Consider the following 12,019-nt stretch of genomic DNA (forward strand, 5'->3'; position numbering starts at 1 on the left):
TTTTAAGGAACAAACGAGCGATTCTGATTGAAGAATCGCTCATCAGGAGGAGTAATGGTGAGTAAAAATTATTATGATGTAACCCAATGGGGAGAGGGAGATCCTTTTACCGATATTGGAGAAGTCATTAACAGTATTCTTTTAGACATTAAAGAAAGACAAAATGAAATTGATGAAAATGATGGAGGGAAACCAGGAGCAGTCATCTATATTCCACCAGGTGATTATCACTTGAAAACACAGATCGTTATTGATATTAGCTTCTTAAAGATTATGGGCTCTGGACATGGTTTTACTTCTTCTAGTATCCGTTATAATGTGCCGGAGGACGAATGGAGTCATCTTCATGAGCTTTGGCCTGGAGGTAGTCGCATTCTTGTTGATTTGGCGGGTTCACCGAAAGAAGAAGCAGATGGTGCTGCTTTCTACATTTATCGTAGCGGTGATCCAAGAATTAGTTCTATTGAATTTTCAAATTTTTGTATCGACGGCTTACACTTTGTAGATGATGATTCTGATGAAACCAATCCAGAAAACACTTATACGAATGGGAAAACAGGAATATATGCTGCTAGCGCGAATGATTCGTTCCGAATTACAGAAATGGGATTTGTCTATTTGGAGCATGGTATTATTTCATATCATGCGGATGCATTAACAATCCATGATAATTTTATCGCGGAATGCGGGAGCTGTATAGAATTACGTGGTTGGGGGCAAGCATCGAAGGTGACGGATAATTTGATTGGTGCAGGCTTCAAGGGCTATTCCATTTATGCGGAGAATTTTGGTGGACTTCTAGTGACTGCAAATAATATTTTTCCTAGAGGAGCCAGCAGTATTCATCTTGAAGGAGTTACCCGCTCACTTATTAGCAATAACAGACTTCATGCTTTTTACCCAGGAATGGTTATTCTAGATAAAAATAGTACGGAAAATTCTGTTTCATCCAATCATTTTTTGCACGATCATGAACCTTGGGCACCGTTGCAAGGGCGGAATAATGGTTTAGATGATACCTTTGGACTTTTATCGATCAATGGTAACAGCAACACCGTGATTGGCAATCATTTTTCCGAAATTATTGACAAGGATCAAATTTCACCTAAAGGAGCAACTCCTGTAATTATCCATGTTGTTGCTGGTAATGGAAATTATATTTCAAATAATCATATAGTCGCTACAAAAGCAGAATTGACATCAAGTGATTCTTGTTTTGCGTCACAAGTAGAGGCTTTGTTAACCAATGATGCAACCGAGGCTCTTGAAGTCAAGACGGTAATGATTGAGAAACAATCCGTTGGAAATACGGTACTCGACTCTGGTTCTGAAGCACAGGTTGAGTTGGATAAACAAAGCAATGCTTTTAGAGCGACTCCGATTCCAGTTAAGTATTCTATGTCTAACTAATTCAATGAAGTACTATTAAACTATTTTAGAGTTTAGCAATGCTTAATAGTAAAAAAGTGAGGGTAAAAATGATGGGAACACTTTCCATGAAACATATTTATAAAAAATATTCAAATGCGGAAAAATATACCGTAACTGACTTCAATTTAGAAATTGCTGAAAAGGAATTTATTGTCTTTGTAGGTCCTTCTGGTTGTGGGAAATCTACAACTCTTCGAATGGTAGCAGGACTTGAGGATATCACTGAAGGGGAATTGAAAATCGGTGATAGAGTCATCAATAACGTAGCACCAAAAGATCGAGATATCGCAATGGTCTTCCAAAACTATGCTTTGTATCCTCACATGACCGTGTTTGATAATATGGCCTTTGGGTTAAAGCTTAGAAAATATCCGACAGATGAGATTAAAAAGAAGGTAGAAGAAGCAGCGGAGATTTTAGGTTTAACTGAATATCTAAAGAGAAAACCCGCTGCTTTATCTGGGGGACAACGTCAACGTGTCGCTTTAGGTCGTGCGATTGTACGCGATGCTCAGGTCTTTTTGATGGATGAACCCTTGTCCAATTTGGATGCGAAATTACGTGTATCGATGCGTGCGGAAATCGCAAAGTTGCATCAACGCTTAGGAACGACAACCATTTATGTCACTCATGATCAGACAGAAGCCATGACAATGGCGGATCGCATCGTCATTATGAAGGATGGGCTGATCCAGCAGATTGGCAGGCCTAAAGAAGTATATGATTTGCCTGAAAATGTCTTTGTTGCAAGTTTCATTGGTTCACCTGCAATGAACTTCTTCAATGTGACTTTAAAAAATGGCTACATCACTAGTGGACAAAATTTCAAGGTAAAAGTGTCTGAAGGTGAAAATAAAGTGCTAGTGGCTAAGGGCTATGAAGGAAAAGAGTTGATTTTCGGTATTCGACCAGAAGACATTCGAAGTGAACAGATCGTATTGGATTCAGTTATTGAGTCAACAATAGATGCAACGATCGTTGTATCAGAGCTGTTAGGTTCAGAAACGTTATTATACAGCAAAATTGATGGAACAGAATTTGTATCGAAAGTGAATGCTAGAGATTTTCATCGACCTGGAGAAACTGTTCGATTGGCATTAGAAATCACAAAGGGACATTTTTTTGATTCAAATACAGAATTAAGAATCAATTGTACGAAATAATTTCGTAGTGAAAAGTAATTTTAAGTGAGGAGGATTCTTTTGTCCAATGAATTAATGAAAGAGAATATCAAGCGTGCTCAAGCAGAAATAGCTAAGAAAAGAGAAGAAGTAAGCCAGGGAGCAATGCGTCAAAAGTATCATTTTATGACTGAAGCAGGGTGGTTAAATGACCCTAATGGACTGATTTTCTTTAAAGGAAAATATCATTTCTTTTATCAGTACAACCCGTATGATTCTTTTTGGGGCTCCATGCATTGGGGACACGCAATCAGTGATGATATGCTGCATTGGGAATATTTGCCCCTCGCGTTAGCACCGAGTGAAACATACGATAATCATCCAAAAGGCGGATGTTTTTCTGGAAGTGCAATCGAACATGAGGGACGGCTCTATCTTTTATACACGGCATCAACCAATTACGGAGATGGATTAGTACAAAATCAATGCATGGCCTATAGTGATGATGGGTTCAATTTCATTAAAAGTGAAAAGAATCCAGTTATAGCCGCCCCACCCATTGGTTATGAGGTGGGAGAATTTCGAGATCCAAAGGTTTGGAAGCATGGAGAGTATTTCTATTTGGTGTGTGCTGGGAAAAAGAATGATCTTGGTCAGGCGCTACTCTACCGTTCGAAAAATTTAGAAGATTGGACGTTCTTTAATATCCTAGCAGAAAGTCGTGGAGAACTTGGCTATATGTGGGAATGTCCCGACTTTTTCCCATTGAAAAATGCAGATGGAGAAAAGTACGTTTTAACTTTTTCTCCAATGGGAGTAAAAGAAAGAACGAGCATTTATCTAGTTGGGGATATGAATTATGAAACAGGAAAGTTTAATTATTCTACCGTGGGAAATATTGATTGGGGATTTGATTATTACGCCCCTCAATCTTTTGTCGATCAAAAAGGTAGACGCATACTTGTTGCTTGGGCCAATAGTTGGGAATGGATGCCTTGGTGGAAAGACTGGGGTCCCACCTTTAAAGAAGGCTGGTGTGGTTCGTTCAATCTGCCACGTGAAGCAATCCTTGATTCAGACAACACAGTAAAATTTGTACCAATAGAAGAGTTGACTGAGATTCGAAAATCATCTAAAACCATTCGTGAGAAGATTTCGGTTGAAAAGGATGATCTTCTTATTCCAACGGAGCATGGCAATTGTTTTGAACTTAAGATGTCTATTGATCTTACTAGCAGTACTGCTGGGTCTTTTGAGCTTAAATTGAGAAGTAATGACCGCTTGTCTACTATTGTGACATTCGATCTAAAAAAACAGATGATGTTCGTTAATCGAGAGAACTCCGATGATTGGAGTCAAGGAGAGACAAAAAGTAATTTATTACTAAAAGACAAAACAATGTTAAACATCCATTTGTTTGTGGATCAATCCTCTATAGAAATTTTTACAGATGACTATAAAACTAGTCATAGTCTAAATGTTTTTGCTGCTGAAGATCAAAATAAAAACTATGTATCGGTTTCTGAAGGAAAACTTGTAATTCTTGAACTTGAAACATGGGAACTAGATAAAACAATATAGCTAAAATGCTCGGAGATTTTTATTTTCTTCGAGCATTTGAAATAAGGAGATTAAAAATGAAAACGATAGATGTAACTGCTCTAGGTGAAATCCTGATTGATTTTACTCAAAATGGAGTAAGCGAACAAGGAAATCCGTTATTAGAAATGAATCCTGGCGGAGCACCTTGTAATGTATTAGCGATGTTAAGAAAATTTGATCGTAACGTAGCCTTTATCGGAAAAGTCGGAGATGATAATTTTGGTCATTTTTTGAAGCAGAAGGCGGAAAAGTTAGGGATTGATATGAGCAACTTATTCTTTGACGAAGAAGTGCATACGACATTAGCTTTTGTTCATACAGGGGAAAATGGCGATAGAGATTTCACTTTTTATCGCAATCCAGGGGCAGATATGCAGTTGACTGAATTTGAAGTAAAGGAAGAACCAATTAAACAATCAAAAATCTTTCACTTTGGCACACTTTCGATGACTCATGAAAATGTACGTAAAGCAACAGTGAAAGCTTTGGAACTCGCGAAGAAGAATGATTGCTTGATCTCATTCGATCCTAATATCCGTGAACCTTTGTGGGGAAATCTGGAAGAAGCTAGGAAGCAAGTAGAAGTGGGGCTTGGTTATTGCGATATCCTCAAAATATCGGATAATGAAATTCAATGGTTTACCGGTGAGGAAGACTATTCCAAAGCGGTGAAAAAGATCAGAGAGAATCATCAAATCAAATTAGTTCTTGTTTCGATGGGAAGTGAAGGGAGCAGAGCTTACTACGGTGATGAGATGGTTGAAGTAGCTGCCTTTAAAAATGAAAATACTATTGAAACTACCGGCGCAGGAGATACTTTTTGCGGTTGTGTGCTTCATTCTATCCTTGATTTGGGGCTGGACGCATTGACGAGAGAGCAACTAGTAGAGATGCTGACGATGGCAAATGGTGCAGCTTCTCTGATTACAACAAAAAAAGGGGCGCTTTGTTCTATGCCAGAAATCAAGGAAGTGACTGATTTTATTTCAAGTGATAGATTGTCCTAGATATTTTAAAAATACGGATAAATTTAGAGTAATGCCCTGTAACTGGAAAACTAGCTACAGGACAGAAAAGTTTAATTTCGGATTTTCGTCAAATCATTTTGGTGAAGAGAAAACTGAATAGAGGTTTGTCAATATGCGGTGCGATTCTGTACACCGCATATTTTTTAGTTTTCAAAGTTCAAACCTCATTGCAAGAAAAACTGAGCTCGATAAGTTACACAAATTACGATAACCAACGACAACATGCTTATTGTTCAACTCTCGGTGACATTGTTAGATATAATTATTTTGAAAATATTCACAAATCTTCTTGATTACTTCATAGTTCGTCAATAATTTCCATTTGACTGATTGGGCGTTTAAATAGTCGATGATAATACTACTTGAGTGGGATAAATCTGCTCGAATATTTGAGTAGTAGCTTCTAATAGAGCTTGAATCATCGATAGTTTTTTGATCATTAGGTTTAGAGTTTCGAAAGCAATATAGTTCTTTAATTTTCTATATAGCATCATTTTTCTGATTTCTTTTGCTTATCGGTTATCCAGTCGTAGTAGTAAGAAACGATTTCTGAAAAAAGAAACAACTCTAAACGCATGTCTAATTGTCTAAGAGAACCATCATTTCTCAAAAAAGTAGATGTAGCAGGCAGCACGATGGTTTTAGTGGGCTTTGAATTGATCTTGGCGTCCTTATTCATAGTGACCAAAACGGTTTTAGCATTAATGCTGTTTGCTAACTCGATAAAATTCTCGTAATAGTCAAGAGCGCTTACAGAATAAATGAAGTAAACGGCCTTTTCGTTAAGAGCCTGCTGCAAAAAATAAATTTGTGTTTCTGTGGTGATTGCTTCATAAAACTTTCCTTGTGAATATAGAGAATAGACTAGTTGTTGTGCAGGTAAGGCCGAATTACCGATACCGATAATCTTTATGTCTGCTGCTTCGTTCATCCAATCAACTATTTCTAGAATATCCTTTTCTAGATTGCCTTCTTTAAGGCCAGCTAGGGATTTTTCATAGGTGCTAATAATAGAAGTAAGCAGTGTTTCTGAGGGAGAGGCTAGACTTATTTTCTCTTCTCGTACGTATTCTTCTAAAGCCAACTTAAACTCAGGATATCCGCTGTAGCCGATCTTTCGAGCAGCTCTTAAAAGGGTTGGCGAACTAACCTGAAGGTCTTTTGACAAATCGTGAATAGAAAGACCGACAAATTTTTTGGGAGCAGCCAGTATCTGCTCAAAGATTGCTTTGTCGGTTTTTGACATTTTTGTATAGTGAATAGTAATTGATTCTTCAATATTTTTCAAAAAATCTCCTCGCTTTTCTCCCAGTATACTAGTGTTTTTTTGAAATTACAAATTTATATAGAGAAAGAAATTTATTTCAAAATTGTTGTTGACAGAAAATGGAGAAAACGGTATCATCGTTTTTGAAATATATTTCATATTATTTTTTGTTTTGTAATTAATTTCATTTCGATGTAGGAGGATTTTGTAATGTTTAGAGGGAAAAAGGGCTTTGCAACGTATTTCACGGATATTGTCGGCAAAGTTGCTGGGAATAAGTTTTTATTAACATTAAGAGATTCATTCGTGTTAGTTTCTGTTACGACTATGATAGCGGGCTTTGCAATAATGGTTAATTCAGTTTTTCTAGATCCGGCGGGGGGATTGCTATTTTCTGATTCCGGGTTGAATTTAGGGAAACTGTTTTATGGAAGTACTAAAGTTTGGTTGAACAGTGATGTGGCGGCAGTATTAACCAACGTTCAAGGAATTATTAATTTAATTTCACAGGGGTCTTTGAGTGTCTTCTCTTTGATTCTCGTGGTAGTCTTTTCGTTTATATTTTCGAGAAACTATTTCCCGAAGAATTCAGAGCATTTGACCAGTGTTTTGTACGCATTAGGGGCATTTTTCATTTGTCTGCCTTGGAATTGGGAATATACAAATGGAAATGAAACGGTTTCTCTTGAAAATGTCGTTAATTCTAGTTTTTTTGGGACACAGGGTGTCTTTTCTGCACTAGTAATTAGCGGTGTGGCAGTTTGGCTGTACAACAAATTGCTGCAGTCAAATATCAAAATTCGTTTTCCAGATTCTGTTCCTCCGATGGTTGCGAGAAGCTTTGAAAGTTTAATTCCCGGAACTATAACGATGGCAGCATTTGCTATAATAACAGGGGGAATCACCGTTTTATTTAGTATGACTTTACCAGAGCTTTTGCTTGATTTGCTGCAACGGCCAGCAGAATTCGTTTCGGGAACGGCAGCCTTTGCTTTCATTTCGCAATTCACATGGTCGCTATTTCAATGGTTTGGGATTCATCCATCCAGTATTTGGGGAGCTATTTTTGGAGTAACTTGGAATGTAAATGATGTGCAAAATATCGCAGGTGAAGCACACCACTTGTATTCGACGATGTTCATGAACTTTTCAACAATTTCTGCGGGAACCTTTGCTCTAGCACCGGTATTAGCAACCTTAATTGCCAGTCGAGATCAGGGGGCTCGGCAAGTAACCAAGGTCGGTCTTATGCCGGCGATTTTTAACATTAGTGAACCGATCACTTTTGGCTTGCCCATAGTAATGAATCCTATCTACTTTATTCCCTTTGTTATTGTACAGCCGCTATGTTTTTATATTGGTGTATTCTTTACGAAGATCGGATTTATTGATGTCATTACGAATCAAGTACCTTGGACAGTTCCGCCGATCATATCAGGATTGTTGTTTACTGGATCAGTGAACGGAGCAATCGTTCAAGCAATCAATTTGCTCGTTGCAACAGCGTTATATCTACCGTTCATCTATACGGCGAATCGGATGAATAAACAAAAAAATGAACTGGAATGAAAAAAATGACAATGATAAAATTGAATCCTCTATTAACTGATAATGCCGTTGTTCAGGCCGAAAAAGACTTTTTTCTTACGGGGCAGGTATCTAATAAGGAAGAAGTGCAAGTCAGTTTTGGAGAACTTGATGTTAAAACAACCTCTGATGAATCAGGCTATTTTTCGTTGATTCTGCCTCCTCAGAAATATGGTACTATTGGCGATATCACAGTTAAGACAGAGCTGGCAGAAAAAAAGGTACAGGTTCAGTTTGGGGATGTCTTTCTTTTTGGAGGCCAATCCAATATCGAGTTTCAGATGGCAGATGAAGCGCATTTTCAGGCTGAAAAAGAAAGAGTAGCACAAACGTCTATTGATCTTTTCTTTATCAATGTTCCACAGGTTGAGTATGAAGATAATATAGAAACTATTCCCTCAACTGTTTCTTGGGAGGAATGGAAGCCAATAAATTCTGAAACATTAGCAGAAGTCTCTGCGATAGCCTATTACTCGATGCGGCGTTACAAAAAGAAGTATCCGAATAGAATTGTCGGTATCGTAAATTGCAGTAAAGGTGGTACAAGTGCAAGTTCATGGATGAGTCTGGATTTTTTAAAGAAGAGTAAAAATTTAAATCAGAATATTTTAGTACCTTACCAGCAAGCCATCACTGGTAAAACGCGAGAAGAATTTGATGTGAAGTGGAATACTTATCAAGCCATCGCTGAGAGCTATTATTCATTAAGAAATCAATGGATAGAAGAGCACCCAAATCTCAGTCTAATTGATATCAAGAAGAAAATTGGGCATTCGCCATGGCCGCCGCCAATCACCCCGTACTCATTTTTGCGTCCAGCCGGGTTGTATTACACGATGTTTAAAAAAATAGTCCCGTATACTTTTTTAGGTGTTATCTGGTATCAAGGAGAAGAAGACACACAGCATGGCTACTTATATGAGGAACTTTTATCGATGCTGATGAAACAGTGGCGAGCAGATCTTCAAGCGGAGGTTCCATTTTATATCGTTCAATTACCTTTGTGTGTAGATAAGCCGAACCATGATTGGCCAGCAGTTCGGCAGGCACAGGCTAAAATATCTGAAAATATGAAAGCAACCTTTCTTGTCACTAGTTTGGACTGTGGTCTACCTGACAACATTCATCCACCGGAAAAGAATGTTCTGGGAGAACGTATCGGAGAAATCATTCAGCAACGCTACTACTCTAGTTCACCTACAGCAAACGTTATTGCTAAGGAAAAAGACAAAATAGTTATCGAAATAAAAAATGCTGAAAGCTTAAAAGTAACCTGTGAGGAGTGCATCCATACAAATACGGATAATTTTACCGTCTCCATCAAAAAGAATATGATCGAGATTTCAGTTGAAAATAATCAGGAATTGACTACTGTTGAATATGCCTGGAGCAATGCACCCATTCCAGCGTTGTTTAACGAAGTTGGTTATCCAGTTTCCCCTTTTAAAATTGAGTGCAAGGATAGCTAATGACAAGAAGGCACATCAAATCAAAAATTTTGGATCTTACTTTTGTGTATGGTAGAGTCAATAGCTGATATTAGCAGAGTTAAGAGTTTGCTCATTTCAGATTAAGAATGCTTGCTTGCAAAGGTCAAAATGCCTCTTGACATTTAACTACCCCCCCCCTCTAAAACAAATATTACTTGCTCGGAGGGCAGATCATTTACTAGGATGATACGCTGGATAAGGCAACGGATGAAAAATCTGTTGTTTTATCCAGCTTTTTTTGTTAAGGAGGGTAAACATGAATGAATTTTTAAAGGGAAAAGTGAAAACAATCTATTTTCGGTATCTTTCTGCAGCCTTTGGAAGCGCCTTGATCACATCGATCTACTCGGTGGTGGATATGGCGATGGTGGGGCAGTATCAAGGACCTGATGGAACGGCAACATTAGCTATTGTCGCTCCGGTCTGGAACATTATTTACAGTTTGGGTTTGCTTATGGGGATTGGCGGTTCTGTTATCTTCAGTACGATGAAAGGAAAAAATGAGGATATAGCGAAGACCGATAACGATTATTTTACAGTTTCGGTTATCGGCTCGGTGATTTTAGCCGTCGTGACATGGATCAGCTTGATTTTATTTGAACAGCCGCTGCTACAGCTGTTTGGAGCTGGAGAGGCGCTTTTACCGCTTGCTCAGCAATATTTACTGCCAGTCAAAGTAGTCTTACCGTTGTTTCTATTCAATCAAATGCTGGCAGCTTTTTTACGAAATGACAATAGTCCTGGTCTAGCCACCAAAGCGATTCTTGCCGGTGGGTTATTCAATGTATTCGGTGATTATTTATTTGTTTTTAGATTTGATTTAGGGATTTTCGGTGCTGGATTGGCTACGGCTATCGGTTCAGCGATTTCATTTTTATTGATGTTGACGCATTTTCAAAGCAAACATAACACGTTGTTTTTGGTCACTCCTACGAAGGTCTTGAGAAAGCTAAAAGAAATCACCGTTATCGGTTTCTCAACATTTTTTGTCGATGTTGCAATGGGGATCGTGACGATCATGTTCAATCGACAAATCATGAAGTATCTAGGAACCAATGCGTTGTCAGTTTATGGTGTTATTGTGAATATCAGTACTTTTGTTCAATGCTGCGCCTATAGTGTCGGACAGGCGGCGCAGCCGATTCTATCAGTAAATTTCGGTGCAAAACAAGGAAATAGAATCAAAGAAACCTTGAAATATGCGTTAGGAACAGCAGGATTTTTTAGTTTGTTTTTGACCGTGCTAAGCTTGAGCGTTCCGTTGCTCCTGGTCAACATTTTTATGACACCGAATCAGGAAATTGTTGAAGCAGCGCCAGCGATTATTAGGAACTATGGTCTGTCCTTTATTTTTCTGCCCTTCAATATCTTTTCTACCTATTACTTTCAGGCATTGATGAAGCCTAAAGCAGCTTTTCTGATTTCCGTTGCTCGTGGACTGGTAATCAGCGGTCTTTTGATTTTTCTGCTTCCTCTTACATTGGGTGCTGACGTGCTTTGGTTTGTCATGCCAATCACAGAACTGATCACTGCATTGTTTTCAGGATTTTTGATGAAACGGTACACAGGAAAGCTACCTCTTAACCCACAGTCTAAAAAAAAGGAAAAGAACTGTATACTTTCTTCTGATCAATAGTATTATCAAGAAAATATAAACTATCTAACTATTTGTTGAATCAAATCAATGTCTACCACGGCAAGTGCGTTGACTGAAAATGAAGAAGAAATAGTAGTTATCGCTTAAAATCAAAACTATTACAACCGAATATCGAAAACGTAAAAGGACATTTTAACAGGATGTCTTCTTTTTTTATTCTATTGACAAAACAATGTTCGGTGGTTACAATATCTACAGAACGATGTTTTGTCAGTTAAAGGAGAGGATTACGATGTCACGAGTTGTAAAAGATCCAGATGTGCGACGCCAGGAGCTTATAGAGATCGCGCTAAAACAGTTTTTAGAAAATGGATACGAGAAGACATCTATTCGGTCCATTTTAAAGGAAGCGGATGGGGAAATTGGGATGTTCTATCACTATTTCGAGTCTAAAAAAGAGATATATGAAGCAGCTTTAGAGACATATAATGAGAAATATTTGGTTAAGCTCACTGAAGTTGCCGATACTCCTGAATGGGATTTTAAGGAGAAGTTAAACCAAGTATTTATTCTTTTACCAAGCTCCATATCTGAATATCGCTCGATGTATACCAAAAAGGTGAATCCTGAGATCATGACCATCTTGCTTTCAAGAACATTATTAAAGATAGAACCAATATTTGAGCAAATTATTCTTGAAGGAATCGCAAATGGCGATATCCGCGTTTCTGTACCGAATACTCACCTGTTAAGTCAATTTATTCTTTTTGGCATAAGCGCGATCATTCATGATAATGAGGTGCAGTCCATGGAAGAAAAAGTGCTTAATATTAAAATTCTTCTTTCAAAACTATTAGACAGTCCGATAGATGAATGAATTTAGGTAAACAATACGA

General features: G+C 38.0%; 9 protein-coding genes. 8 read left to right on the forward strand and 1 reads right to left on the reverse strand.

Translation table 11 applies throughout. The annotated features are described in order from the left end of the window. Positions 1-54: 54 nt before the first annotated feature. The 4 genes from IGI67_RS20085 to IGI67_RS20100 all read left to right on the forward strand — a co-directional run bounded on the left by IGI67_RS20085 (position 55) and on the right by IGI67_RS20100 (position 5,161). Positions 55-1,410, forward strand: coding sequence for a NosD domain-containing protein (locus IGI67_RS20085; protein ID WP_429959017.1), 1,356 nt, complete (start codon positions 55-57; stop codon positions 1,408-1,410). A 71-nt stretch (positions 1,411-1,481) separates the two neighbouring features. Beyond that, a complete protein-coding gene (locus IGI67_RS20090) occupies positions 1,482-2,594 on the forward strand; it encodes an ABC transporter ATP-binding protein (RefSeq protein ID WP_429959816.1) in 1,113 nt (370 codons plus the stop codon). Between the two features lie 39 nt (positions 2,595-2,633). Beyond that, positions 2,634-4,133, forward strand: a complete 1,500-nt coding sequence (locus IGI67_RS20095) for a glycoside hydrolase family 32 protein (protein ID WP_429959018.1) — start codon at positions 2,634-2,636, stop codon at positions 4,131-4,133. Between the two features lie 56 nt (positions 4,134-4,189). After that, positions 4,190-5,161 carry a carbohydrate kinase family protein gene (locus tag IGI67_RS20100; RefSeq protein ID WP_429959019.1) on the forward strand — a complete coding sequence of 324 codons (972 nt, stop codon included), beginning with the start codon at positions 4,190-4,192 and terminating at the stop codon, positions 5,159-5,161. A 511-nt stretch (positions 5,162-5,672) separates the two neighbouring features. Here the strand turns inward: IGI67_RS20100 and IGI67_RS20105 are convergent. Next, complete coding sequence (locus IGI67_RS20105) at positions 5,673-6,470, reverse strand: MurR/RpiR family transcriptional regulator (protein ID WP_429959020.1); 798 nt, start codon at positions 6,468-6,470, stop codon at positions 5,673-5,675. Between the two features lie 189 nt (positions 6,471-6,659). On the opposite strand from IGI67_RS20105, the gene IGI67_RS20110 reads away from it, so the two are divergent. The 4 genes from IGI67_RS20110 to IGI67_RS20125 all read left to right on the forward strand — a co-directional run bounded on the left by IGI67_RS20110 (position 6,660) and on the right by IGI67_RS20125 (position 12,000). Then, positions 6,660-8,018: a PTS sugar transporter subunit IIC gene (locus IGI67_RS20110; RefSeq protein WP_429959021.1), complete on the forward strand. Its 1,359-nt coding sequence runs from the start codon at positions 6,660-6,662 to the stop codon at positions 8,016-8,018. Between the two features lie 5 nt (positions 8,019-8,023). Continuing rightward, positions 8,024-9,505 (forward strand): sialate O-acetylesterase, encoded by a 1,482-nt coding sequence (locus IGI67_RS20115; protein ID WP_429959022.1) that lies wholly within the window; start codon positions 8,024-8,026, stop codon positions 9,503-9,505. A 277-nt stretch (positions 9,506-9,782) separates the two neighbouring features. Next, on the forward strand, positions 9,783-11,162 hold the full coding sequence (locus IGI67_RS20120) for an MATE family efflux transporter (RefSeq protein ID WP_429959023.1): 1,380 nt from the start codon (positions 9,783-9,785) through the stop codon (positions 11,160-11,162). Positions 11,163-11,415: 253 nt separating this feature from the next. Next, positions 11,416-12,000 (forward strand): TetR/AcrR family transcriptional regulator, encoded by a 585-nt coding sequence (locus IGI67_RS20125; RefSeq protein ID WP_429959024.1) that lies wholly within the window; start codon positions 11,416-11,418, stop codon positions 11,998-12,000. Positions 12,001-12,019 lie beyond the last annotated feature (19 nt).

Origin of the sequence: Enterococcus sp. AZ196, assembly GCF_050498845.1 — a bacterium.
Lineage (GTDB): Bacteria > Bacillota > Bacilli > Lactobacillales > Enterococcaceae > Enterococcus_A > Enterococcus_A murrayae.

What these genes read in the sequence shown, in the direction of transcription:
- IGI67_RS20085 (WP_429959017.1), top strand. Translation starts at nt 55, where the DNA reads ATGGTGAGTAAAAATTATTATGATGTAACCCAATGGGGAGAGGGAGAT.
- IGI67_RS20090 (WP_429959816.1), top strand. Translation starts at nt 1,482, where the DNA reads ATGGGAACACTTTCCATGAAACATATTTATAAAAAATATTCAAATGCG.
- IGI67_RS20100 (WP_429959019.1), top strand. Translation starts at nt 4,190, where the DNA reads ATGAAAACGATAGATGTAACTGCTCTAGGTGAAATCCTGATTGATTTT.
- IGI67_RS20110 (WP_429959021.1), top strand. Translation starts at nt 6,660, where the DNA reads ATGTTTAGAGGGAAAAAGGGCTTTGCAACGTATTTCACGGATATTGTC.
- IGI67_RS20115 (WP_429959022.1), top strand. Translation starts at nt 8,024, where the DNA reads ATGACAATGATAAAATTGAATCCTCTATTAACTGATAATGCCGTTGTT.
- IGI67_RS20120 (WP_429959023.1), top strand. Translation starts at nt 9,783, where the DNA reads ATGAATGAATTTTTAAAGGGAAAAGTGAAAACAATCTATTTTCGGTAT.
- IGI67_RS20125 (WP_429959024.1), top strand. Translation starts at nt 11,416, where the DNA reads ATGTCACGAGTTGTAAAAGATCCAGATGTGCGACGCCAGGAGCTTATA.